The sequence below is a fragment of the Anaeromyxobacter sp. genome (assembly GCA_016718565.1).
In the GTDB taxonomy this organism is placed as follows: Bacteria; Myxococcota; Myxococcia; order Myxococcales; family Anaeromyxobacteraceae; genus JADKCZ01.
This window is the reverse complement of sequence record JADKCZ010000005.1, coordinates 284,259-307,037: the sequence shown is the minus strand read 5'-3', so window position 1 is coordinate 307,037 and position 22,779 is coordinate 284,259. Positions and strand designations below refer to the sequence as shown.

Annotated in this window: 21 protein-coding genes; 10 read left to right on the top strand and 11 right to left on the bottom strand. The window is 76.0% G+C overall.

Going from position 1 to position 22,779, the window contains the following annotated elements:
- The first annotated feature begins 3 nt into the window (after nt 1–3).
- Genes IPO09_13805 through IPO09_13795 form a run of 3 tightly spaced genes read left to right on the top strand, consistent with a single transcriptional unit; the run spans nt 4 to nt 2,392 of the window.
- Nucleotides 4–501, top strand: a complete 498-nt coding sequence (locus IPO09_13805) for a MarR family transcriptional regulator (GenBank protein ID MBK9518395.1) — start codon at nt 4–6, stop codon at nt 499–501.
- Nucleotides 498–1,889 (top strand): TolC family protein, encoded by a 1,392-nt coding sequence (locus IPO09_13800; GenBank protein MBK9518394.1) that lies wholly within the window; start codon nt 498–500, stop codon nt 1,887–1,889. The genes IPO09_13805 and IPO09_13800 overlap by 4 nt, the downstream gene beginning before the upstream one ends.
- Before the next feature lie 32 nt (nt 1,890–1,921).
- Nucleotides 1,922–2,392 carry a hypothetical protein gene (locus IPO09_13795; protein ID MBK9518393.1) on the top strand — a complete coding sequence of 157 codons (471 nt, stop codon included), beginning with the start codon at nt 1,922–1,924 and terminating at the stop codon, nt 2,390–2,392.
- A gap of 32 nt (nt 2,393–2,424) precedes the next feature.
- Here the strand turns inward: IPO09_13795 and xth are convergent, their stop codons facing one another.
- Nucleotides 2,425–3,180, bottom strand: coding sequence for an exodeoxyribonuclease III (gene xth, locus IPO09_13790; protein ID MBK9518392.1), 756 nt, complete (start codon nt 3,178–3,180; stop codon nt 2,425–2,427).
- A gap of 118 nt (nt 3,181–3,298) precedes the next feature.
- Here xth and IPO09_13785 point away from each other — a divergent pair, with 118 nt between their 5' ends.
- Nucleotides 3,299–5,374 (top strand): response regulator, encoded by a 2,076-nt coding sequence (locus tag IPO09_13785; GenBank protein ID MBK9518391.1) that lies wholly within the window; start codon nt 3,299–3,301, stop codon nt 5,372–5,374.
- Between the two features lie 180 nt (nt 5,375–5,554).
- On the opposite strand, the gene IPO09_13780 is transcribed toward IPO09_13785, so the two are convergent.
- A complete protein-coding gene (locus tag IPO09_13780) occupies nt 5,555–7,441 on the bottom strand; it encodes an ADP-ribosylglycohydrolase family protein (GenBank protein MBK9518390.1) in 1,887 nt (628 codons plus the stop codon).
- A gap of 433 nt (nt 7,442–7,874) precedes the next feature.
- Between IPO09_13780 and IPO09_13775 the strand changes: the two genes are divergently transcribed.
- Entirely contained in the window at nt 7,875–8,357 is a 483-nt protein-coding gene (locus tag IPO09_13775) for a gamma-glutamylcyclotransferase (protein MBK9518389.1), read from the top strand.
- Here the strand turns inward: IPO09_13775 and IPO09_13770 are convergent.
- Nucleotides 8,350–8,928 (bottom strand): dual specificity protein phosphatase family protein, encoded by a 579-nt coding sequence (locus IPO09_13770; protein ID MBK9518388.1) that lies wholly within the window; start codon nt 8,926–8,928, stop codon nt 8,350–8,352. The two genes, IPO09_13775 and IPO09_13770, sit on opposite strands and share 8 nt — an antisense overlap.
- 385 nt (nt 8,929–9,313) lie before the next feature.
- Here IPO09_13770 and IPO09_13765 point away from each other — a divergent pair, with 385 nt between their 5' ends.
- Nucleotides 9,314–9,691, top strand: a complete 378-nt coding sequence (locus IPO09_13765; protein MBK9518387.1) for a hypothetical protein — start codon at nt 9,314–9,316, stop codon at nt 9,689–9,691.
- 92 nt (nt 9,692–9,783) lie between these two features.
- Here IPO09_13765 and IPO09_13760 read toward each other — a convergent pair whose 3' ends face one another.
- The 3 genes from IPO09_13760 to IPO09_13750 form a co-directional block, all read right to left on the bottom strand.
- Nucleotides 9,784–10,206: a hemerythrin family protein gene (locus tag IPO09_13760; GenBank protein ID MBK9518386.1), complete on the bottom strand. Its 423-nt coding sequence runs from the start codon at nt 10,204–10,206 to the stop codon at nt 9,784–9,786.
- A 10-nt stretch (nt 10,207–10,216) separates the two neighbouring features.
- Nucleotides 10,217–10,927: a PilZ domain-containing protein gene (locus IPO09_13755; GenBank protein MBK9518385.1), complete on the bottom strand. Its 711-nt coding sequence runs from the start codon at nt 10,925–10,927 to the stop codon at nt 10,217–10,219.
- 254 nt (nt 10,928–11,181) lie between these two features.
- On the bottom strand, nt 11,182–13,116 hold the full coding sequence (locus IPO09_13750) for an HNH endonuclease (protein ID MBK9518384.1): 1,935 nt from the start codon (nt 13,114–13,116) through the stop codon (nt 11,182–11,184).
- 176 nt (nt 13,117–13,292) lie between these two features.
- Here IPO09_13750 and IPO09_13745 point away from each other — a divergent pair, with 176 nt between their 5' ends.
- The 3 genes from IPO09_13745 to msrA all read left to right on the top strand — a co-directional run bounded on the left by IPO09_13745 (nt 13,293) and on the right by msrA (nt 15,756).
- Nucleotides 13,293–13,430 (top strand): hypothetical protein, encoded by a 138-nt coding sequence (locus IPO09_13745; GenBank protein MBK9518383.1) that lies wholly within the window; start codon nt 13,293–13,295, stop codon nt 13,428–13,430.
- 244 nt (nt 13,431–13,674) lie between these two features.
- Nucleotides 13,675–15,057, top strand: coding sequence for a DNA recombination protein RmuC (gene rmuC / locus IPO09_13740; protein ID MBK9518382.1), 1,383 nt, complete (start codon nt 13,675–13,677; stop codon nt 15,055–15,057).
- A 9-nt stretch (nt 15,058–15,066) separates the two neighbouring features.
- A complete protein-coding gene (gene msrA, locus IPO09_13735) occupies nt 15,067–15,756 on the top strand; it encodes a peptide-methionine (S)-S-oxide reductase MsrA (GenBank protein ID MBK9518381.1) in 690 nt (229 codons plus the stop codon).
- A gap of 55 nt (nt 15,757–15,811) precedes the next feature.
- Here msrA and IPO09_13730 read toward each other — a convergent pair whose 3' ends face one another.
- The 4 genes from IPO09_13730 to IPO09_13715 all read right to left on the bottom strand — a co-directional run bounded on the left by IPO09_13730 (nt 15,812) and on the right by IPO09_13715 (nt 20,724).
- Nucleotides 15,812–15,970 (bottom strand): hypothetical protein, encoded by a 159-nt coding sequence (locus IPO09_13730; GenBank protein MBK9518380.1) that lies wholly within the window; start codon nt 15,968–15,970, stop codon nt 15,812–15,814.
- A 278-nt stretch (nt 15,971–16,248) separates the two neighbouring features.
- Nucleotides 16,249–16,494 (bottom strand): hypothetical protein, encoded by a 246-nt coding sequence (locus IPO09_13725; protein MBK9518379.1) that lies wholly within the window; start codon nt 16,492–16,494, stop codon nt 16,249–16,251.
- Between the two features lie 345 nt (nt 16,495–16,839).
- On the bottom strand, nt 16,840–19,671 hold the full coding sequence (locus IPO09_13720) for a pyruvate, phosphate dikinase (GenBank protein MBK9518378.1): 2,832 nt from the start codon (nt 19,669–19,671) through the stop codon (nt 16,840–16,842).
- Between the two features lie 204 nt (nt 19,672–19,875).
- Nucleotides 19,876–20,724, bottom strand: a complete 849-nt coding sequence (locus IPO09_13715; protein MBK9518377.1) for a hypothetical protein — start codon at nt 20,722–20,724, stop codon at nt 19,876–19,878.
- Nucleotides 20,725–20,874: 150 nt separating this feature from the next.
- On the opposite strand from IPO09_13715, the gene IPO09_13710 reads away from it, so the two are divergent.
- Nucleotides 20,875–21,816 carry a TerB family tellurite resistance protein gene (locus IPO09_13710; protein ID MBK9518376.1) on the top strand — a complete coding sequence of 314 codons (942 nt, stop codon included), beginning with the start codon at nt 20,875–20,877 and terminating at the stop codon, nt 21,814–21,816.
- 34 nt (nt 21,817–21,850) lie between these two features.
- On the opposite strand, the gene IPO09_13705 is transcribed toward IPO09_13710, so the two are convergent.
- The gene (locus IPO09_13705; GenBank protein MBK9518375.1) at nt 21,851–22,717 is read right to left on the bottom strand and encodes a hypothetical protein; all 867 of its coding nucleotides are present in this window, start codon (nt 22,715–22,717) and stop codon (nt 21,851–21,853) included.
- Nucleotides 22,718–22,779 lie beyond the last annotated feature (62 nt).

Below are 22,779 nucleotides of genomic sequence, written 5' to 3'. Positions count from 1 at the left end.
GCAATGCGGACCATCTCCCGACCCGCCAGACCCGCCCGACCCGCCGCGCCGCCGGCCGCGGCCGGCCCGGGGGCCGACGGCCGCCGCCTGCACGGGCTGCTGGTGGAGCTGATGCGCCGCCGCTCGCTCCGGGACCCCATCGCCGCCACCTGCGCCGAGCTCGACCTGTCGGCGCCGCAGGTCCACGCGCTGCTGGCGCTGGGCCACGACGGGCCGCTGGCCATGGGCGACCTGGCGCGGCGCGTGGCGGTCACCGAGAAGACCGTCACCGGGCTCATCGATCGGCTGGAGCGCGACGGCCTGTGCGCCCGCGCCCGCGACGCCGAGGACCGCCGGGTGGTGCACGTGGGCCTGACCCCCCGCGGCGCCGCGCTGCACCGGCGCATGGACGCCGAGGTGCTGGAGCGGCTCACCGGGCTCCTCGGCCGGCTCGACGCGGCCGACCGACGCGATCTCTTCCGCATCATCCACAAGCTGACCCACGAGGTGGAGGACACATGAACACGCTGACGGCGGCCCTGGTCGCGCTCACCCTGGCCCAGGCGCCCGCGCCGGCCGCGTCCCCGGCCCCCGCGGGCCTCCCCGCCCCGGCCGCGACCGGCCCCGCCGCGACGGCGCCCGCCGCGCTGGTCCCCTCGGTCTCGGTGCTGGCCATCCCGGCCGGGCCGGTCCTGTCCCTCGGGGACGCCCTGCGGCGCGCCGACGAGGCCAACCTCGACCTCCAGGTGGCCCAGGCCCGGCTGGAGCAGGCCCGCGCCGGCGTCTGGAAGGCCTGGAGCTACCACCTGCCGCAGCTGACGGCGGGCGGCACCTGGACCCACAACGACACGTCGGCCGCCATCCCCATGCCCGACGGTAGCCAGATCACGCTGCAGGCCTCCGACCCGCTGGCCGGCCAGGTGCAGGTCACCCAGGCGCTGATCGCCCCGTCGCTCTGGTTCGCCATCCGCGCCTCTGGCGCCGGCCAGGAGCTGGCCGCCAAGACGGTGGAGCAGGCCCGCCGCGACGTGCTCTTCGGCGTGGCCCAGAGCTACTACGGCGTCACGTCGCTCAGGAAGCTGGTCCGGATCTCCGAGGAGCTGCTGGGCACGGCGCAGCGGCAGGAGCGCGACGCCCGGGTGCGGCTGGAGGCCGGCACCATCGCCAAGGTGGCCCACCTGCGCGCCCAGATCGACCTGGCCCGCGCCGAGCAGGACCTGGTGCGGGCCAGCAACGCCTACCAGGGGGCCAAGATCTCGCTGGCCACGCTGCTCGACCGCGACGACGCCTTCGAGGTGGTGGAGCCGCCCGAGCCGGCCGTGCCGGCCGACGCCGCCGGCCTGGAGGCCTCGGCCCTGGAGCAGCGCCCGGACGTGCTGGCGGCCCGCCGCAACGTGGACCTGGCCACCGAGCTGAAGCGGGCCACCGCCGGCCGCTACCTGCCCAGCCTGGGGGCCTTCGGGCGCTGGCAGGTGAGCGACCCGGCCGGTCTCACCGGCGACAAGACCACCTGGGCGGCCGGCCTGGCCCTCAACTGGACGCTCTTCGACGGCGGCCTGCGCGAGGCCGAGCTGCGCGAGGGCGGGGCCAAGGTGGCCGAGGCCACCGCAGCCCGGCGCAGCCTGGAGCGCAAGGCGGTGGCCGAGGTGCGCCAGGCGCTGCTCGACCTGGAGTCGGCGCGCGCCAACGCCGTCAAGGCCCAGGAGCAGGCGCGCCTGGCCAAGGAGAACCAGCGGCTGGTGGACGTCTCCTACCGCGCCGGCGCCGCCACCGCGGTGGAGCAGGCCGACGCCACCGCGGCGCTCCGCACCGCCGCCATCGCCGCCGCCAGCGACGAGCTGGCCGCGCAGCTGGCCGCGCTCAAGCTGCTCAAGGCGGCCGGGGCCTTCGATCCGGTGCCGCGCCGTTGAGCCGATCCCGGCCGCGACCGAGGTCACCCACCGTGACGGCCCGGGCGCACCCGCCCGCCCGCGGGCCGGCCGCGCCGCTGGCGCTGGCCGCGCTGGTGGCCCTGGCCGGCTGCGTCGAGGACCCCAACGCCCAGCGCAACCAGGGCGAGGACTGCACGTCCTGCCACCGCCCGGGTGGCAAGGCCCCGCGCAGCGAGTTCAGCGTGGCCGGCACCGTCTTCCGCAACGCCTCCGGGGAGCCGCGCGAGACGGGGGCCGCCGCCGTCCGCCTGGTGCTGGCCGACGCCGCCGGGGCGCGCCACGAGCTCACCACCAACCCAGGGGGCAACTTCTACTCCTCCAGGAAGGTCCGCTTCCCGGTGCAGGCGCGGCTGGAGCTACCGGCCGGCGGCGCGGCCCGGGCCAGCCCGCCCGGGGCCTGCAGCCACGGCAACTGCAACGCCTGCCACTCCTACCTGAAGCCCACGGGCGGCGCCCGCGGTCGGCTGGTCCAGCCGCCGTAGCCCCCCGTGGATGGGCGGGCCAGGCGCGACGCTCAGCCCCACTCCCCGAACTCGGCCACCACCGGCGCGTGGTCGCTGGTGCCGAACTCGGGCAGCACGGCGCAGCGGGTGGCCGTCCGCGCCAGCGCGGCGCTGGCCACCACGTAGTCGATGCGCCAGCCCACGTTCTTCTGCCGCAGCCCCCGCCAGGGCGGCCACCAGGTGAAGAGGGCCCGGTTGTCCGGGTCGAGGGCGCGCCCCACGTCCGCCAGGCCGTGCGAGAGGATGCGGCCCAGCAGGGCCCGCTCGTCCTCGCGCTGCCCGATGGCGCCGGGGCGCCGCTCCTTCTCGTGGACGTCGGCGTCGCCCAGGGTCACGTTGAGGTCACCGCACAGCAGGAGCGGCCGCCCCTGGGCCGCGGCGTCCGCCACCCAGCCCTCCAGGGCCTCGAGGAAGCGGAGCTTGGCCTCGAAGTCCTTCCCGCCGTTGGGCACGTAGAGGCTGGCCACCGTCACCCCTGCCACCTCGGCGGTGACCGCCCTGGTCTCGAAGTCGAAGGGCGGGTGCTCGAAGCTGGGTGGGGCGGTCACCCGCTCCTCGTTCACCAGGAGAGAAACCCCCGAGTAGGCCGTCTCGCCGTGCCACAGGGCGTGGTAGCCCGGGGGCGGGCGCAGCGGGGCCGGCACCTTGGCGGCCGGCGCCTTGATCTCCTGCAGGCAGACCAGGTCCGGCGCCTCTCGCGCCAGCAGCTCCTCGACCTGCGCCTCGCGGGCCCGGATTCCGTTGACGTTCCAGGTGACGACCTTCACCCCGACCTCCGCGCGTGTGTGCCGGCAGGCCAACCTAAGCACGGCCGGACCGGTGCGGAAGGCTCGGGTCGGAGGTCGTGCCCTTCCGGGATCCGGCCGGACCACCTACACTCTGGGCATGGCAGAGACCGACGGGCGCGCCGCGCAGCTGCTGGAGCGGGCCCTGCACACCCTGCACGCTCGCACCAGCGCCACCACCGGCGAGGCCTACCTGCGCGCCCTGGTGCTCGGGGCGGCGGAGGTGGTGGGGGCCCGGTGGGCCTTCCTCGGCACCTTCCTGGCCGGGTCGCCGACCCGGGTCCGCACAGTGGCCGGCGTCCGGGACGGCCAGCGGCTGGAGGACGCAGAGTACGACCTGGCCGGCACGCCCTGCCAGGTGATGGGGACGGCCGTTTGCCAGGTGACCGAGGGGGCGGCGCGCCGCTACCCGGACGCCGCCTTCCTGGCCGATCACCACGTCGAGAGCTACCTCGGCATCGCGGTGCCCGGGGCGGACGGCCGCCCGGTCGGGGTGCTGGTGGCGCTCGACGAGCGCCCCATGGCCCCGATGCCGGAGCTGGGCGACCTGTTCGGCGCCTTCGCCGCCCGCGCCGGGGCCGAGCTCGACCGCATCTCCTCGCGGAGCGCGCTGGAGGCCAGCGAGTCCCGCTTCAGACAGATCGTCACCTGCTGCGCCGAGGGGGTGGCCATCCTCGACGGCGCCGGCGTGGTCCGGTACGCCAACCCCCAGCTGGCGCGGATGCTGGGCGCGGCGTCGTCGGAGGAGCTGCAGGGGCGCAGCTACCGCGAGTTCACCGCGCCCTCCCAGCTGACCGAGGTGGGGCGGCGGCTGGAGCGCCGCCGCGCCGGCCTGGCGGACCGGTACGAGACCCAGCTGGTGTGCGCCGACGGCCGCGAGATCCTGGTGGACATCTCGGCGGCGCCGGTCCCCGCCGCGGACGGCCGGATCTCCAGCACCATCGCCCTCTTCCGCGACATCACCGAGCAGCGCGCCCTCGACGAGCAGGTGCGCGAGGCGCAGAAGCTGGAGAGCCTGGGCGTGCTGGCGGGCGGCGTGGCCCACGAGTTCAACAACCTGCTGGTCGGCATCCTGGCCAACGCCAGCTACGCCCTCTCCGAGCTGCCGGTCGGCGAGGTGCAGGCCGCGGTGGAGGACGCCCGGGCCTCGGCCCAGAAGGCCAGCGAGCTGACCCGCCAGCTGCTGGCCTACTCCGGCCGCGGCACGTACACGGTGGGCCCGGTGGATCTCAACCGGGTGGCCACGGAGATGGCGGCGCTGGCGGCGCCGGCCCTCAAGAAGGTGCGGGTGCTCCAGGAGCTGGCGCCCGGCCTGCCCGAGGTGCAGGCCGACGCCGGCCAGGTGGGCCAGGTGATCATGAACCTGCTCACCAACGCCGCCGACGCCCAGGCCGGCCACCCCGGCGCGGTCACCCTGCGCACCTCGCTGGCCCAGGTGGACCGGATGGGCCTGGCCCACTTCCACGGCGGCCAGGGGCTGGAGGAGGGCCCGTACCTGGTGCTGGAGGTGGCGGACCAGGGCGCCGGCATGGACGAGGTCACCCGGGCCCGGGTCTTCGAGCCCTTCTTCTCCACCAAGTTCGCCGGCCGCGGCCTCGGGCTGGCGGCGGCGCTCGGCATCCTGCGCGGCCACCGCGGGGCCATGCGGGTGGAGAGCGAGCCCGGCCGCGGCTCCCGCTTCACCGTGCTGCTGCCGCCGCGAGTCGCCGGCCGGGCCGACGAGCCGGAGGTGGGGCCGGCGGGCGGGCCGGGACCGGCGCCCGCGCCGGTGCCCTCGGACGCCAGGCCGCTGGTGCTGGTGGCCGACGACGAGGAGGTGGTGCGCCGCGCCGCCCGCCGGGCGCTGGAGCGCGGCGGCTTCGCCGTGCTGGAGGCCGCCGATGGGCTGGTGGCGGTGGAGCGCTTCCGTGCCGAGGCGGCCCGGGTGGCCTGCGTCATCCTCGACCTGACCATGCCCGGCATGGGCGGCGAGGCGGCCCTGGCCGCCATCCGGCAGGTGAGCGACGAGGTGCCGGTGGTGCTCACCTCCGGGTTCACCGATCGCGACGAGGCGTCGGAGGAGGCGACCGGCCGGCGGGTCAGCTTCCTGCCCAAGCCCTTCGGCCCCGCCGACCTGGTGGGCGCGGTGCGCGCCGCCCTGGGGCTCGGCCCGGCGCCGGCGCAGCGCCAGTCCTGAGTCCCCCTCACCCCGGCCCTCTCCCCGGAGGGGAGAGGGGGGGAAGGTCGGGAGTCCCCTCACCCCGGCCCTCTCCCCGGAGGGGAGAGGGGGGGAAGGTCGGGAGTCCCCTCACCCCGGCCCTCTCCCCGGAGGGGAGAGGGGGGGGAAGGTCGGGAGTCCCCTCACCCCGGACGGCGCCTACCCGGCCGCCAGCCGCTCGGCCAGCACCAGCGCGTCCACCGGCCAGCAGGCGGGCGGGCGTGGCCGGCGCACCCCGGGGGCGCCCTCCACCGGGACGCAGGAGAGCACCGCGCTGCGCCAGCGCAGCGGCAGCGCCAGCACGCCGTGCACGGCGCCCAGCAGGGCCCCGGCGATGGCGGCGTTGGTGTCGGTGTCGCCGCCGCGGCCGACCGTGTCCACCAGCGCCGCCTCGGGCGCGGCGTGGCGCAGCTGGAAGAAGGCGTTCTGCAGCGCCACCGTCACCAGCCCCTGGTGCGTCACGAAGTCCGGACGGGCGGCGCGGGCGCCCTCCAGGGCCGCCAGCACCTCGGCGTGCAGCCTGGCCTCGCGGGCGAAGGCCAGCGCCGCGTCGGCCACCTCGGCGGGCGCGCCGCCGTGGGCCACCGCCTGCGCCACCGCCACCGCGAAGACCGCGCTGGCGTCCTGGCAGACGGGGTTCGGGTGGGTGAGGCGCGCGTCCTGGCGCGCCCAGCCGGCCACCTCGGCGGGCGGCCGGCCGTGCCCGAAGATGCCGAGCGGCGAGACCCGCATGAGCGCGCCGTTGGCCTTGCTCTCGTGGCGCGCCGCGGCGCGGGACGCCTCGGCTGGATCGCGCCCGGCCTGGCGCGCCGAGGCGGCCGCGGCCAGCGCGGCGCGGGTGGTGTGGCCCACGTCGAAGGGTCGGCTCTCGTACCAGCGGGCGTAGGCGCGCGCCACCTCGACGGGTTCGAAGGTGCCGCACCGCGCCAGCGTCCGGGCCAGCGCCAGCGCCAGCTCGGAGTCGTCGGTCGGCTGCCCGGCCAGCAGGTCCCAGGTGCCGCCGTCCACCAGCTCACGCACGCCCTGCGGGTAGTCCTCGGCGATCTCGTCGGGGCTCTGGAACTCCACCAGGCTGCCGAGGGCGTCGCCGCACAGCTGCCCGAGCAGCGCCCCCTGGGCCCGCCGCAGCAGCGCCACGTCGGTGGCTGGCCGGCCTGGCCTGGGCTCGGTGAGGTCGAGCGGGGCCTCGTGGGCGGTCACCTCGGGCCGGTGGGCCAGCCGGCTGGCCAGCTCCCTGGCCAGGGCCACGCCGCCCGCCACCACCGGGCCGACGTTCGAGTGGCCGGCCGTGCGGTAGCGCACCTCCGCTCCCGCCAGGTCGAGCAGGGACAGGCCCGCGCCGCGCAGCAGGGCGTGGCCAGCCGCGACGTCGTGGCCGTCGAGCGGCTGGAGCGAGGCGGTGCCGGCGGCCTCGCCCGCCGCCACCAGCGCCAGCCGGTAGGCGATGGAGGCGCACGGCCGGTGGCGCGCCGGCGACAGCAGCAGGGCGTTGGCCAGGGGCCAGGCCCCGGCGGCCGCCGAGACCAGCACCACGTCACCGGCCGCCAGCCCCTGGCGCGGCGGCTGGGCCGCCACCACCTCGCCGTTGCGGCGCACCGGCCCGGAGCCCTCGGCCCAGGTGAAGAGGTCCTCCCCGCCGGTCGGGGCGGTGTGGGCCAGCACCACGCCCAGCACCGGCAGGCCGTCGCGCAGCAGGCCGATGGAGACCGACGCGCCACGCCGGCCCTGGCGGAAGTAGCGGGTGCCGTCGTTGGGGTCGACCACCCAGGCGTGGCGGCCGGTGTCGGACGGCGGCCGGTCCTGGGCGCGATCCTCCTCGGCCACGAAGCCGTACTCCGGGAAGGCGGCCAGCAGCCGATCGCGGACCAGCACCTCGGCCTCGTCGTCGGCGGGGCACTTGTCGTCCTGCCCGCGCGGGCCGTCCGGACGGGCGAACTCGGCGGCCAGCAGGTCGGCCGCGGCGCGCGCGGCCGCCACCGCCTCGGCGAGCTGGAGCGCATAGGGGGCGGGCGGTGGTGGTTCGGGAGGTCGGCGGGGACGAGCCACGTGGGCACAGTCTACGCCTCCCGGGGACGCGCGGGCGCCTCCTGTGGCCCGCACCACGCCTTGGCCTCCTCGCCCCGGCGACCCCGAACCCGAACCCGACCGCGATCTCTCCCTCGACCTCGACCGCTGCGCCCCCGGCCGCCGCGGCCCCCTCACCCCGGCCCTCTCCCCCAGCGGGCTGGGGGAGAGGGGGAGCGGTTCCCGGTGACCTCGAACCCGAATCCGAACCCGAGCTCGACCGCTGCGGCCCGCCTGCCGCGGCCACACGCCGCACCTGGTGGCGTGGGGGCCGGGACCACCTCCGCGGTCGATGTGGGCGCCGTGCCCGGGCCCGGGGGCCCCAGACGGATGGTCCGGCCTGGTGGAGAGGTCCCGGGCGTCACAACGGCGCGTCCGTGCGGCCTACATCATGGAAGGGAAAGCGGGGCAGCTCGTGATCAGGTACTTCGCCTACGGCTCCAACCTGATGGTCGACCGGATGCGCGAGCGTGGCGCCGCGTTCTCCGAGGCGCGCCCGGCCGTGCTGCGCGACCACTGCCTGGTCTTCGACAAGCGCAGCGCCGACGGCTCGGCGCGGGCCAACGTGGAGCGCTCGCCCGGCGACTGTGTCCACGGGGTGATCTACCGCATGGCGCTGGACGGGCTGGAGGCGCTGCGCCAGTTCGAGAGCGGCTACGACCTCGTCGACCGGCAGGTGGAGGCCGCCCGGCCGCAGGGCGGCGTCGAGGCCCTGGCGGTGAAGGTCTTCGTCGCCCGCTCCGACCGGCGCACCAGCGCCCCGCCCCAGCGCCGCTACGTCGCGCTCATCCTGCAGGGGCTGGCCGAGCACGGCCTGCCCGAGGAGGCTCGGCACGAGGTGGAGCGTGCCCTGGCGCGGAAGGTCCCGGGCGGAGGCGCCGGGCCGGCGCTCACCTGAAGAAGAAGCGGCGCCGCGGCGGGCGGGCGGCGCGCTCGACCCGCCAGGCCTGGTAGGCGCCCACGAAGGCCTCCTGCTCGGAGGTCTGCACCGAGCCCGGCCTGGCCGCCCGCACCGCCGCCACCGCCTCCTCGGCGCTGCGCCCGCGCTCCACCAGCAGGCAGGCCGCCACCGTGCCGGTCCGGCCGAGGCCGGCCAGGCAGTGGACCACCGCGGTGCGCCCCTCGCCCAGGTGGGCCACCAGGCGCTCCACCACCTTGTCCGCCGCGGCCGGCGAGCCGGGGGGGCACATGTCCGGGATGGGGTGGTGGAGCCACTCGACCCCGAGCGACCGGGTGCGGCGCTTCAGGTCGCCGAGCCTGGCCACCTCGCGTGCGGTGAGGAGGGTCACCAGCAGGCTGGCGCCGTGATCCTGCGTGAGGAGGCGCAGGTCGTCCTCGAGCAGCTCACCGCCGTCGCGGGGCATGGCGCGCCCCGGCCACCAGCCGCCCGGGGCGCTGGTGAGCCCGAGCCGGCCCGGCAGGCCGTGCACCTCGGCGCCGAGGAAGTCGACGTGCAGCTCCGTCCGCATTGGCCCAGGAGTCTATGCCAGCGCCGCCCCGCGCGCCCGACGGCGGTCGCGTCCGTCCGGCGGGCAGGCCGACGAAAGTCCGCGCCCCGGAGGGCCAGCGGGCAAACGATCAGGTGCCCGATCGGGCAACCGATCAGGTGACTGATCAGGTGAGCGATCGGGTGAGCGATCAGGCGAGCGATCAGGCGAGCGATCGGGCGGGCGATCAGGTGAGCGATCGGGCGGGCGATCAGGTGAGCGATCAAGTGAGCGATCCGGTGAGCGATCGGGTGGGCCACCGGGTGGGCCACCCAGTGGGGAACGGAGCGCACACCCGGCTGGCGCGCCACGGGTGGCGCTTGGTAGAAGACACGGCGCGGAGGCGCAGGACCCGATGATCGAGGCGGTGACGACCGAGGTGGTGGTGCCGGAGCCGGAGGCGGTGCAGGCGCTGACCGCGCGGTACCAGGCGGCTGTGCGGGCCATCGCCGAGGCGCTGGCGAGGGAGCTCGACGCGCTCGGCTACACGGGCGACGAGGCATGGGAGCACGCGGTGGAGGCCATCGAGGCCTGGCGCTGGCCGGCCACCTCGCCGCACGCCTGGATCTTCTCGTCGCGCCTGACGCTGGCCCTGTCGCCGAACGTGGCCGAGGCGCTCGAGCCAAACCCGGGGGGCGAGGTCTGGGATCACGCCGACCTCGCCAGCGCCGTGCCGGTGGTGGCCGAGCACGACGTGCTCTCGCTGCTGCCGGACCTGCGCGAGATGAACCCCGGCGAGGGCTGAGTGGTCGCGAGGAGGGCCGGCCGCGCCGAGGCCCGGTCTCCCTGCCGACCGGTCTCCCCTGGGGGTGGATCGCGCCCCGGGCCGGTCGCCGGCTACCCGTCCTGCATCGACACGAAGCGGGCGGTGATGAGGTCCATCGACTGGATGTGGTTCACGAACCAGCTCGGGACCACCTTGGTCACGTAGGTGTCGAGCCGGACGGCGTCGCCGGTCTCGGCGAAGCGCCGCCCCTCGGCGGCCAGCTCGGCCAGCACGCGGACGTGCTCTGAGTGGTGCATCTGGTAGGGCGGGAAGCCGCTCTTCTGCATGGCCTGGTCCTCCCGGCCGAAGTGCTCCTCGGTGTGCTGGTAGAGCACCTGGAAGGTGGCCACCACCGCCTCCGGGCCCACCGTGCCGGCCCGGTGGTCGGCGATGGCCTCGGCCAGCTCGTTGAGGAGCCTGGCCTCCTCGCGGTGGTCAGCGTTGATGAAGTCGAGCGGGACCTGCGGGATGGTGTCGAGGTCGACGAGGGGCATGCCAGGCATTCTAGTTGCCGGCCGGCGTCGGGGCAGGCCTGGCGTTCAACCGCGCCAGCCGCTGCGGCTCCCCGGGTGGGCGGAGCGGGCCGTTCGGGCCGAGCGCCGCGTCCCAGGCGTCCGGCGCGGGGCCCTCGGTCCGGTCGAAGGTCACGGCCCGCCGGTTCAGGAGCGAGAAGAGGGCTCGCAGCGAGGTGCTCCAGTGGGCGCCGAGCCGCTCCCGGAGCTCGCCCGCGGTGGCGCCGGCGCGCACCAGGTGGAGCACCGCCAGCTCCTCGTGGGTGAAGTCCACGATGTGGCGCGGCGGCTCGCCGAGGTGCAGCCGGGCGCTCGGGTCGAGCCGGGCCGGCAGCCGTGGGGCGCAGGACAGCTCCGGGTGGATGGCCAGCAGGCGGAGGATCCAGCGCTCGGCGGCGGGCAGGCTCGCCGCGTCGAAGGCGACGCCGTGGCGCCACGGGGCGTGGGGGCCGGCCCAGGCCACCGCCCCGGCGACGTGCAGCGCCTCCGGCAGGCTCGGGTAGGTGAGCACCAGCCGCACCTCCTGCCCGCGCGGGAGCGCCAGCGGCGCCAGCAGCTGGCAGCCATGCTGGCTGATGTCCTCGGTCTCGGTGGTCCAGGGGCGATCCAGCGCCGCGGCCCGGACCAGGCACCGCACCGCGAGCCGCGGGGCCCGGCGTGGGTTCACGATGGCGCTGCAGGTCTGGTCGTGGGGTTCGCTCATCGCGGTCCGTGGACGTGGTACCGCGACAAACAGCCTCGGGTAGGTCCCGTGAAGGCGGGAGGGGCGGACGGCCCGTCTGGATTTCTCGTCCCGTGTTCGTGGGGGCATCGCTGTCGTACCTGACCGTGAGTTTGGAGCGGCCGCGCTTCACGGCCCGGCCCCACCGACCCGGCCCACGGTCAGGCCCACGGTCAGGCCCACCGCCAGGCCCACCGCCACGCCCACCGCCACGCCCACCGCCACCTCACCCGCGCTCAGGCTCGCCAGTCCTCCGTCGGTGCCCGGTGCCCGAGGTCCGGCCCCGGCGGGCGGCGCTCGCCGAGCTCCCAGGAGAGGTGGTGAGGAGCGGAGCCGTGGACCCTGAGCCAGCCGGCGTGGACGCCGTGGAGGTGGTGGGCGGCGCAGAGGGCGACCAGGTTGTCTGGGAGGTCGGAGCCGCCGTGGGCGGGAAGGTGAGGTGGTGGGCGTGCGGCGGCGCGGCTGCAGCCTGGGACCTGGCAGAGGCCGTGGTCGCGGTGGAGGACCCGGCGCTGGACGGAGCGGCGAGGTGGAGGGAGGCCGGCCCAGGTGAGGAGGAAGTGGTCGCAGAGGGCAGAGAGGCAGGCGGGCTGGGAGAGCCAGCGGCCGGAGGCGCGCTCGGCGGCGCGGAAGGCGGCGGCGAGGAGGACGCCGACCCTGCTCGGGACGCGGAGGTCGAGGTGGCCGCGCGCCCGCACCTGCGCGGTGGAGGAGGTGTCGAGGAGGCGCTGGAGGGCGAGGCAGGAGAGCCCCTCGGCGCGGGCCACCCAGGCCTCGGTGGAGAGGTCGTCTGTGGCGACGCGGGCGACCAGGCGGGCCTGCTCGTAGGAGAGGCGGCCGGCGCGGAGGGCGGCACGGAGTGGAGGGAGCTCGTGGAGGCGGCGCTCGAGGGCGATGCGCTGCTCGACGGCGCGGGTGCCGAGGCCGAGGCGCTCCTTGAGGTAGTGGGGGAAGGAGAGGAAGCCCATGTCGCGCCAAAGGCCGAGGGAGCGGAGGAGGAGGGCGAGGTGGCCGAGGAGCTCGTCCCAGCGGGCGCGCAGGGAGGAGAGGTGTCGGAGCTCGAGGTCGAGGTCCTGGGGAGAGAGGCCGAGGGCGAGGAGGGGAGGGGAGCCGACCGGCTCGACGGTGGCGAGGAAGTCCCAGCGGTGGAACTCCTGCTCGAGGACGGCCTCGAGGTCGGCGCTCCAAGCGGGGATGGGCTCGGAGAGGGAGGGAGGGCGGCCAGGCCGGGGGCCGTTGGCCCAGGGCGACAGGTCTCCGGGGCAGGAGCCGTCGGGACCCGAGCCGTCGGGATCGAACCCGTCGGGATCGGTCCCGTCGGGCGGCGGGTCCCAGGCCTCGATGCCGCAGGCCGCCACCTCCTGGTCGGCGTCGTCGGGCGGGTGCTCGCCGAGGTACTCCTGGGCGATGGCCTCGAGCCGCTGCCAGGTGGGGGAGGCGGCGCCGAGCAGGCGGCCGGCCAGGGCGCAGGCCCGGTCGAGCGTGTCGGCCGTCTCGGGAGGGAGCGGGAGGACCAGCCGCTCCCAGGGCTCGTCGTCGTCGAACCTGGGTGAAGCCGGTGGCGCCCGCACCTGCGCACCCTGGCCTCCTGCTGCTGCCCCGTCCGCCGCCTTCTCCTCGTCCGGGTCGCGCTCCACCGCCTCCCGCTCCCCCCGCGCCCAGGCCGCCACGGCCGCCTCGAGGGCCCGCGTGGTCTCACCCCGGGCCCGCTCCACCCAGGCGGCCTCGGCCTCGCCGCGCGCCGCCGGCAGGACCACCTGGGCCCGGCGCAGGCTCACCTCACCGCGGCGGACCGCAGCCCGGAGCACCGGCCGCTCGGTCAGCCCCGCGCCGAGCCGCACCAGGGCCTGCGCGGTCCGGCCGGCCAGGCCGAGCCGCTCGCGGGCGTAGTCGCCGACGCAGGAGTAGCCGAGCCGGAGCAGCCGGTCGCCGGCGGAGAGGGCCGCCAGCCCCTCGGCCAGGGAGACCTCGAGCGCGCCCTGGCCGCGGGCCACGCGGGTGAGCAGGCCGTCGATCAGCAGGCCGGCCTCGCCGCGCAGCACGTGGCGCCGCTCCTCGAAGGGGACCTGCTCGAGCTGCCAGGCGGCCTCGGCCAGCGCGGCCGAGGGGGACAGGGCCTCCGCGCCGGGGGGCGGAAGGAGGAGACCCGGACCTGGAGCGCGGCTGCTCATGCGTACAGTATGCGCCGCGGGTCTGACAGCCGGGGCGCCGGGGGGCGCGGGCAGGGCGGTGGTCACCGAGGGTGAATGGAGGCGGGGCTCGCGGGCACTGCTCAGGCGGCCCCCTCCCTCGTGCTGCCCCCTCACCCCGGCCCTCTCCCCCAGCGGGCTGGGGGAGAGGGAGAGCGGTGGACCGCGGCCGCGATCGTGACCTGGACCCCGACCTCGACCTCGACCCCGACCCCGACCTCGACCCCGACCCCGACCCCGACCCCGACCTCGACCTAGACCCCGACCCCGACCCCGACCTCGACCCCGACCCCTAGGCCCACCCCGGCTGCCGACGCCGCAGACAGGGGGCCGCGCTAGAGATGGGGTCCAGCGCCCTGCCACCACCCCGTGACCGCGGTCGCCGCGTTCCCGAGCGTGGCCGGGGGGCGGACGCGGCCGGCGCGGGCGCCAGGGCGCTCCGGGCAGCCATGTTGCACCGGGGCGGGCGGCGCAGTCGGCGCAGTCGGCGCAGTCGGCGCAGGCCGCGCGCGGGTGGCGCGGGTGGCGAGAGGAGGAGGCATGGACGTCGCGACGACGGTGGTGGTGGCGCTGGTCTTCCTGGCGGCAGGCCTCGGCGTGGGGCTGTGGCTGCGGCGGCTGGCGCTGGAGTCGGCCGGCGGCGAGGCGCGGCGGGCGGCCGACCTGGAGCTGGCGGCGCTGCGCGAGCAGCTGCGAGCCCGCGAGGGGCAGGTGGCCGAGGCGCGCCGGGCGGCGGAGGCGACGCAGCGCGAGGCGGCCGCGGCGCGGCAGGGGCTCACCGCCCTCACCGCCGAGCTGGCGGGGGCGCGCGCCGAGCTGGACGGTGAGCGGCGCGCCGCCGGCGAGCGGCGGCTGGAGGCCGAGCGGACCCGCGAGCAGGTGCGGGCCGAGGTGGAGAAGCTGGCCGGCCGCGTCCTCGACGAGAAGGGGAAGGCGCTGCTCGATCGCAGCCAGGAGGGGCTGGGCGCGCTGCTCGCGCCGCTCAGGGCGCGGCTCGAGACCTTCGAGGCCAAGGTCGAGAAGACCTACGACGCCGAGAACCGCGACCGGGCCAGCCTGCTGGAGGCCCTGCGGCGCCTGCAGGAGACGCAGGGGAGGCTGCACGAGGACGCCGAGGCGCTGTCGCGGGCCCTCACCGGCGAGTCCAAGGCGCAGGGCGACTGGGGCGAGCTGGTCCTGGAGCGGGTGCTCGAGACCGCCGGGCTCACCGCCGGGCGCGAGTACGCCCTGCAGGTGAGCCACCAGGACGAGGCCGGCGGCCGCAAGCAGCCCGACGCGCTGGTCTACCTGCCGGGCAACCGGGCCCTGGTGGTGGACGCCAAGTGCTCGCTCACCGCCTTCGTTGAGGCGGCGCGCGCCACCAGCCCGGAGGCGCGCGAGGCCGCGCTCGACGCCCACCTGGCCTCGGTGCGCACCCACGTGAAGGGGCTGGCGGCCAAGCGCTACCCGGAGGTGGTGGCCGAACGGACCGTGGACCTGGTGCTGCTCTTCGTGCCCAACGAGGCGGCCTTCCACGCCGCGCTGTCGCGCGCTCCCGGGCTCTACGAGGAGGCCTTCCGCCACCGCATCGTGCTCTGCAGCCCGACCACCCTGCTGGCGGCCCTGCAGCTGGTGGCCCACGTCTGGCGGTCGGAGAAGCAGAACGCCAACGCCCAGGAGATCGCCGAGGAGGCCGGCAAGCTGCTGGAGAAGCTGGCCGGCTTCGTGGCCGACCTCGACGAGGTGGGCCAGCGGCTCGACCAGTCGAAGGACGCCTTCGACACGGCGCGCGCCAAGCTGGCCACCGGGAAGGGCAACGTGCTCGGCCGGGCGCGGGCCATCGCCGCGCTGGGGGCGCCGATCAAGACCGAGCGGGCCCAGGCGCTGCTGGCCCAGGGCGCCGACGACGAGGTGGAGGAGGCGCCACCCCGCCCTCCCCGCTAAGACCCTGCCATGCCGTCGTCCACTGCCGCCCCCGCCGTCCACCTGATGGGCCGGGCGCTCGCCGCCGCCCTCCTGGCCGCCACCCTCCTGCCCGCCGCTGCGCCGGCCGACCAGCCGACATCACCCGCGGTGAAGCGGCCCGCCGCGGCGTCCCGGCCCGCCCCGGCGCCAGCGCCGCCGGCCACCGCCGCGCCCCGCCCGGTCGGCGAGCGCGAGGTGGCGGTGCTGGCCGGAGGTTGCTTCTGGGGCATGCAGGACCTCCTCAGGAAGATCCCGGGCGTCCTCGAGACCGAGGTGGGCTACACCGGCGGGTGGCTCCTGAACCCGCGTTACCAGGACACCCACGACTCGCGCTCCGGCCACGCCGAGGCGGTGCGGGTGGTCTTCGACCCGAGGCGGCTCGGCTTTGACGAGCTGCTCGAGCGGTGGTTCTTCCGCATGCACGACCCCACCACCAGGGACCGGCAGGGCAACGACCGGGGCACGCAGTACCGCAGCGCCATCTTCTACGCCGACGAGGCGCAGCGCCGCACCGCCGAGGCGGTCAAGGCGCGGGTGCAGCAGGCCGGTCGGTGGAAGGGCGTCATCGTCACGGAGATCGCGCCGGCGGGGCCGTGGTACCGCGCCGAGGCCGACCATCAGGACTACCTGCTGAAGCACCCGGGCGGCTACACCTGCCACTTCCTCCGCGAGTGGTGAGGGCGCGGCCGCCCGGCGGTGGCCACGCCCTCACCGGCGGCGGGGCCTCTACCGCTCAGCGGTGCGGGCGGCTGCGGTGGCCCGGCGAGGCCGGGCGATCCGAGTCGGACCAGCGGTCGTCGCCGTAGTACCTGCCGCCGTGCAGCGGGAGGCAGCAGCCAGTGGCGGAGAGCACGGCGACGATCGCCGCGAGCGCGAGCAAGGGCTTCAGCATGGAGCGGCCTGCCTTTCGTGCCGGCGGAGGTCGAGGGAGGGCGGCCGGCGAGGAGCCACCGGTGCACCGGCCATGCCGCCGGCGCCGCCACGAAATCCGACCGCTTGGGCCTGGCCGGGTCCCCGACGACGGGACGCGGCCTCACACACCGTGCGCCAGCGGCACGCCCCACGCCTCACGCCGCGCGTCCGGAGCGTCCGGAGCGTCCGAGCGCCCCGAGCGCCCGGAGCGCCCGGAGCGCCCGCGGCGAGGGCGGGCGAGGCCCGGGCCGGCCCGAGTCAGGGCGCTGCCTGGCGGCGCTCCTCGGCGGCCTGCCGCGCGGCCAGGACCAGGACGTAAGCGAAGACCAGCGGGCTGAAGACGATGGCGGCGACCAGCGCCCACCCGACCAGCGGCGTGACCAGCACCACCACCGCGGGCACCAGCACCGCGGTGGCCACGACCGCCAGGTACCGGAAGACGCGAATGGCGGCCTTGGCGACGGCCACTTCCTCGAAGGTGAGCGCCGAATAGTTGCTGTCCATGGTGACCCTCCCCTGCTCCGCGCGGGCTGCGCGGATGACTTGGGCCAATGTACGCTCGGCGCGGCGGACCACCAGTCCCACGCACGACTCGGAACTCATTGATTGTAGTGGGTTAAATGCCTTATCGCTGATCCACGTCAATGAACTCCGGAATCAGGAATCGACAATCGTGCCGCAGCTGGGCGTTGCTGGAGCAATGCGCTCAATATTGACATGGTCAATCCATGTACAGCCTTGCGGGGATGACGAAGTGTCCACCCTCGCCCCGACAGGGACGACCAGTCCACCCAGGCCCATGGAGGGAGGAAGGCAGGCGCACCGCCACCTCCCCGGCCGCGCCACCGGTCAGCGACGCCGCTTCACCGTGCGCCGCACGGGCGGCCGCCGGCTCGCCGTCGCCTTGCGCCGCACCGCGCCCCCGGCCTTCCGCTTCGCCCCGGGCTTCCGCTTCGCCCCGGCCTGGCGCAGCGCCGCCTGCGCCGCCGCCAGCCGCGCGATGGGCAGGCGATAGGGAGAGCAGGAGACGTAATCCAGCCCCAGCTCGTGGCAGAAGGCCACCGACGACGGATCACCGCCGTGCTCGCCGCAGATGCCGAGCTGCAGCCCTGGCCGGGTGCGCCGCCCGCCCTCCACCGCCAGGCGCATCAGCGCGCCCACGCCCTCGCGATCGATGGAGACGAAGGGGTCCACCGGCCAGATGTCGCGCTCCAGGTAGCTGGCCAGGACCGGGCCGGTGTCGTCGCGCGACAGGCCGAAGGTGGTCTGGGTGAGGTCGTTGGTGCCGAAGGAGAAGAACTCGGCGGTCTCGGCGATGGCCGCCGCGGTGAGGGCGCCGCGCGGCACCTCGATCATGGTGCCCACGTGGAAGGGCACGGCGCGCCCCCGCTCGCGGAACACCTCGGCCGCCACCCGCCGCACGATGGCGGCCTGGTCGTCCAGCTCGGCCTTGGCGCCCACCAGCGGGATCATCACCTCGGGCAGCACCTTCTTGCCGGTGGCGGCCACGTCGCAGGCCGCCTCGAAGATGGCCCGCGCCTGCATCTCGGTGATCTCGGGGTAGGTGATGCCGAGCCGGCAGCCCCGGTGGCCCAGCATGGGGTTGGACTCGTGCAGCTCGGCCACCCGGCCGCGCACCTGCGCCAGCGTGCGGCCGGTGGCGCGCGCCAGCTCGGCCTGTCCCGCCTCGTCCTGGGGCAGGAACTCGTGCAGCGGCGGGTCGATGGTGCGGATGGTCACCGGCCGCGGCGCCATGGCCGCGAAGAGGCCGGCGAAGTCGGCCCGCTGCAGCGGCAGCAGGCGCGCCAGCGCGGCGCGGCGCTCCGCGACGGTCTCGGCCACGATCATCTCGCGCATCGGGCCGATCTTCCCCTCGCCGAAGAACATGTGCTCGGTGCGGCACAGGCCGATGCCCTCGGCGCCGAAGGCCACCGCGGTGGCGGCCTGGTCGGGCTGGTCGGCGTTGGCGCGCACGCCGAGGCGGCGCGCCTGGTCGGCCCAGCCGAGCAGCGTGGCGAAGCGCCGGTAGATCGGCGCGGCGGCGGCGGGGCGGCTCTTCTCCAGCAGCACCTGCACCACCTCCGAGGGGCTGGTGGCCAGCCGGCCCTCCACGACCTGGCCGGCCATGCCGTCGATGGAGATCCAGTCGCCCTCGCGCAGCACCCGCGGTCCGCTGGCGGTGGCCACCGTCATGGTGCGGGCCTGGTAGTCGAAGGTCAGCGCCTCGCAGCCCACGATGGCCACCTTGCCCATCTGCCGGGCCACCAGCGCGGCGTGGCTGGTCATGCCGCCGAAGGCGGTGAGGAAGCCCTCGGCCGCGGCCATGCCGCGGATGTCCTCCGGGCTCGTCTCGTGGCGCGCCAGCACCACCTGCTCGCCGTTGCGCCGCCGCCAGGCGACGGCGTCCTCGGCGAAGAAGACCAGCCGCCCCGAGGCGGCGCCGGGGCCCGCCGGCAGGCCGGTGGCCAGCAGCCGACCGGCCGCCACCGCCTCGGCCCGGGCCGCCTCGTCGAAGACCGGGCGCAGGACGTGGTTGAGGGCCTCGGGGTCGACGCGCAGCACCGCCTCGTCGCGGCCGATGAGGCCGGCCTCCGCCATCTCCACCGCGATGCGCACCGCCGCCAGCCCGGTGCGCTTGCCGGTGCGGGTCTGCAGCACGTAGAGGGTGCCGCGCTCGACGGTGAACTCGATGTCCTGCATCTCGGCGTAGTGCCGCTCCAGCGTGCGCCGCACGGCCAGGAGCTGGCGGCCGATGGCGGGCCACCGGCGCGAGAGCTCGGAGAGCTTCTGTGGCGTGCGGGTGCCGGCCACCACGTCCTCGCCCTGCGCGTTCACCAGGAACTCGCCGTAGAACTGGTCCTCGCCGGTGGCCGGGTTGCGGGTGAAGGCCACCCCGGTGCCGGAGTCGTCGCCCAGGTTGCCGAAGACCATGGCCTGGACGCTGACGGCGGTGCCCCAGGAGGACGGGATGCCGTTGAGCCGGCGGTAGGCGTCGGCCCGGTCGTTGTCCCAGGACTGGAAGACGGCCTTGACGGCCAGCAGGAGCTGCGCGAAGGGGTCGGCCGGCAGCTCCACGCCGCGCCGCTCGCGGATGACCGCCTTGAACTGGCCCACCAGCTGCTTGAGCGCCGCCACCGGCAGGTCGGCGTCGCTGCGCACGCCCAGCTCGTCCTTCTTGGCGTGGAGCAGCTCCTCGAAGGGATCGCGGTCCTCCTTGCGCTCGGGCTTCAGGCCCAGCACCACGTCCCCGAACATGGCGCAGAAGCGCCGGTAGCTGTCCCAGGCGAAGCGCTCGTCGCCGGTGGCCTCGGCCAGGCCGGCCACGGTGTCGTCGTTGAGCCCCAGGTTGAGGACCGTGTCCATCATGCCCGGCATGGAGACGCGCGCGCCGGAGCGGACCGAGACCAGCAGCGGCGCGGCGGCCCGGCCGAACCCCTTGCCCGTGAGCCGCTCCACCGTCGCCAGGGCGGCGCGCAGCTCGCCCTCCAGCCCGCGGGGCAGCCGCTTCCCCGCCGCGTAGAAGGCGGTGCAGACCTCGGTGGTGATGGTGAAGCCCGGCGGCACCGGGATGCCGATGGCCGACATCTCGGCGAGGCCGGCGCCCTTGCCGCCGAGCAGGTCCTTGAGGTTCCGGTTGCCGTCGGCCTTGCCGCCGCCAAAGCCGTAGAGCCGCTTCTTCATGGCGTCCCCCTGCGCGAGGGCGGCCGCGCGTCTGCCCGCGGCACGCCGACACCCGGGAGTCTCCTCCCATTCGAGGCCGCCAGGGAACGGTGCGGCAGGGCGCCGCGGCGCGTCCCCGCGCGTGCGCCCCGCGCGCGGGACGCCGGGCTCGGCGCCCGGGAGGGCATCCCGGGCGCGCGCCCGGGAGGGTCACGCCTCCGGCGGTCAGATGCCGCCCGGGTAGAGCTGGTCCAGGCACTCCGGGCAGATGCCGTGGCTGAACTGGGCCTCGGTGTGCTGCTGCACGTAGGCGTCGATGCGGGTCCAGTCGGCCCCCTCCCGCACCTTCTTGCAGGTGGCGCAGATGGGGATGATGCCGCGCAGCGTGCGCACCTCCTCCACCGAGGCGCGCAGGTCGGCCTCGACGCGCTGCAGGTCGAGGACGGTCAGCCCGAAGGTGAGCACCGCGGTGGTGGTGGGGTAGAGGAGGAAGGTGAGGTCGCGGGCGAAGTCGCCGTCGAGCAGCGGGCCCAAGCTGCCGTCGCCCAGCGTCACCAGCGCCACGCGCACCGCCCCCCAGCCGGCCTGCAGGCCCAGCACCAGCTCGAGCAGCCGGTTGCGCCCTCCCAGGGCCGGGGCGATGCCGCGCGCCACCAGCCAGAGGCAGTGGCTCACCTGCACCAGGTAGATGGCCTCACCCGTGGCGACCCGGGCCCGCAGCGACGGCCACCACCAGGTGAAGGCCACGGAGGTGGCGAGGGTGGCGCCCACCCCCAGCAGCTGCGGCCAGGACCGGCCAGGTCGCTCCAGGAAGCGCTCCAGCCCCGAGGCCACCAGGGCGATGCCCAGGCTGGCCAGCGTGTTGCCGATCACCGCGCTGACCAGGGACGGCAGCTCGCCGCGGAACACGCCGAGCAGCGAGGCCAGGCCGGCGAAGAGGGCCCCGGCCACCCAGTGGTCGAAGCCGGGGTAGGTGCGCCGCGTGGCCCTCACGTAGAGCATGGCGGCCGCCAGCGCCAGCACCAGCACCGAGGTGGAGAGCGACAGCGTCGGGAAGTCGAGGCTGGTGGGCACTGGTCAGGGGGCCGGCTGCGGGATGAGGGGCCAGTCTCCGCGATCGAGGGCGACGATGGTAGCACCTCCCGCCATCGGGGTGGGCCGGCGCGGCGTGCCAGTCGGGGCCGGGTCGGGCGGCGGGCCGGGGGTTGCGCCTATGCTCCGGACATGACCAGCCAGGAACGGGAAGCCACCCTCGCCATCGCCCTCATGGCCGCGCTCGCCGACGGCGCGCAGGACGCCCGCGAGCAGGCCGAGCTCCGGCGCATCGCCAGCTCGCTCGCCCCAGAGGCGGCCGACCGGCTGGACGCGCTGGTGGAGGAGATCCGGACCGGGCGCCTCACGCCCACCATCGTGGCCGCTACGCTGACCTCGCCGGAGGGCAGGCAGGCGGCCTTCGAGCTGGCGGTGGGCGTCTGCGACGCCGACGGCGCCCACGGCGAGGCCGAGGCGCGCTTCCTGGAGCGGCTGCGCGACGCCCTCGGGCTGGACGCCGCGGCGGCCGCGGCCTACCGGCGCGAGGCCGGGGCGCTGGTGTCGGCGCCGCTCGGGCCGCGGGCGGGCCCCGCCGCCGGGCCGGCCGGGCGGGCGGCGCCGGACGGCGCCGCGCTCGACAAGACCATCCTCGACGCCGCCATCCTCAACGGGGCGCTGGAGCTCCTGCCGCAGTCGCTGGCCACCCTGGCCATCATCCCGCTGCAGATGCGGCTGGTGTACCGGCTCGGCCAGGCCCACGGCTACGAGCTCGACGCCGGCCACGTGAAGGACTTCCTGGCCACCGCCGGCGTGGGGCTGGCGTCGCAGTACGTCGAGCAGGTGGGGCGCAAGCTGGTGGGTGGGCTGCTGGGCCGGCTGGCCGGCGGGCTGCTCGGCGGGCTGGCCGGCGCGGCCACCGGCTCGGCGGTCTCCTTCGCCTCCACCTACGCGCTGGGCCAGGTGGCGAAGCGCTACTACGCCAGCGGCCGCACCCTGACCGCGGACGCGGTGCGCCAGGCCTTCCAGGCCACCCTGGCCGACGGGCGGGCCCTGCAGCAGCGCTACACCGGGGCCATCCAGGAGCAGGCCCGCACGGTGGACGTGTCCAAGCTGGCCTCGCTGGTGCGCGGGTAGCCGCTCCGGGGCGGTCCGCGGGGCGGGCGGGCGCTCAGAACTGCCCGTACAGGTAGACGGCGGGCATGACCCCGAAGCCGGACAGGCTCACCTCCTCGAAGAGCACCTCGGCCCGGCCGAAGGTCTGCAGGAGGTTCAGCTCCGCGCCCAGGAAGACGCTGCGCCAGCCCACCGCCGCGCCGAGGACCGCGCCCACGTGGTGGAGGCTCCCCGACGGGTCGGTGCCGAGCAGGGCCCGCTGCGACGCGGCCCCGTCGTAGACGATCGGCAGGTCGGGCAGCACCTGCACCTTCCAGCGGGAGTAGATGTACCGGCCGCCCAGGTAGACGTGGGCCACCTGGCGGAACTGGCGGCCGGCCACGAAGGTGAGCGAGTAGTCGTCGAGCGAGGCGCTCCCCTGCAGGACGTCCTCGATGATGGCGCCGAGGGTGCCCATGTCGCGCTTGGTCCAGCCGGCGAAGAGCGAGCCGGCCCACCCCTCCACGGCGGCGTCGCGCGGGCCGAAGGCCTGCCAGCCGAGGTCGAGCCCCTTGTTGTCGGGGCCGAAGCGCAGCCCGACGTCGAGGCCGTCGGCGTAGCCGTAGCGGCCCGACAGCGAGGTGTTGGCGGAGAGCGGCGCCGCCAGGGCGAAGCGCATCCCGGCGCGGACCACCGGCCGGACGTCCGCCAGGGTCCAGCAGTCCTGGGCGGCGAGATCGGGGCAGGCCACCGACTTCCCGGAGAGCTGCCTGGCCAGGTCGCGGCCGTCCAGCACCACCGCCGCCGCCGAGGTGTTGACCTGGTACCCGGCGCCGAGGCCGAGCCGCACGTCCTTCACCGGGGTGACGCGGCCCACCTGGCCCACGAACCCGGGGGCGGCGCAGCCGGTGGCCAGCAGGACGAGGAGCGGGAGCGAGCGCATCCGGGCACCCTAGCAGGCCGGACTCCCGGTGCGCCTTGATCCGGCGCAGGCGGGCGGAGGGC

Bases quoted from the DNA above. Each gene is read 5' to 3' on its own strand.
- IPO09_13785 (MBK9518391.1), top strand. From the start codon at position 3,299: ATGGCAGAGACCGACGGGCGCGCCGCGCAGCTGCTGGAGCGGGCCCTG.
- IPO09_13720 (MBK9518378.1), bottom strand. From the start codon at position 19,671: ATGAAGAAGCGGCTCTACGGCTTTGGCGGCGGCAAGGCCGACGGCAAC.
- IPO09_13755 (MBK9518385.1), bottom strand. From the start codon at position 10,927: ATGAGCGAACCCCACGACCAGACCTGCAGCGCCATCGTGAACCCACGC.
- IPO09_13770 (MBK9518388.1), bottom strand. From the start codon at position 8,928: ATGCGGACGGAGCTGCACGTCGACTTCCTCGGCGCCGAGGTGCACGGC.
- IPO09_13725 (MBK9518379.1), bottom strand. From the start codon at position 16,494: ATGGACAGCAACTATTCGGCGCTCACCTTCGAGGAAGTGGCCGTCGCC.
- IPO09_13805 (MBK9518395.1), top strand. From the start codon at position 4: ATGCGGACCATCTCCCGACCCGCCAGACCCGCCCGACCCGCCGCGCCG.
- rmuC (MBK9518382.1), top strand. From the start codon at position 13,675: ATGGACGTCGCGACGACGGTGGTGGTGGCGCTGGTCTTCCTGGCGGCA.
- IPO09_13730 (MBK9518380.1), bottom strand. From the start codon at position 15,970: ATGCTGAAGCCCTTGCTCGCGCTCGCGGCGATCGTCGCCGTGCTCTCC.
- IPO09_13705 (MBK9518375.1), bottom strand. From the start codon at position 22,717: ATGCGCTCGCTCCCGCTCCTCGTCCTGCTGGCCACCGGCTGCGCCGCC.
- IPO09_13710 (MBK9518376.1), top strand. From the start codon at position 20,875: ATGACCAGCCAGGAACGGGAAGCCACCCTCGCCATCGCCCTCATGGCC.
- IPO09_13800 (MBK9518394.1), top strand. From the start codon at position 498: ATGAACACGCTGACGGCGGCCCTGGTCGCGCTCACCCTGGCCCAGGCG.
- IPO09_13750 (MBK9518384.1), bottom strand. From the start codon at position 13,116: ATGAGCAGCCGCGCTCCAGGTCCGGGTCTCCTCCTTCCGCCCCCCGGC.
- IPO09_13760 (MBK9518386.1), bottom strand. From the start codon at position 10,206: ATGCCCCTCGTCGACCTCGACACCATCCCGCAGGTCCCGCTCGACTTC.
- msrA (MBK9518381.1), top strand. From the start codon at position 15,067: ATGCCGTCGTCCACTGCCGCCCCCGCCGTCCACCTGATGGGCCGGGCG.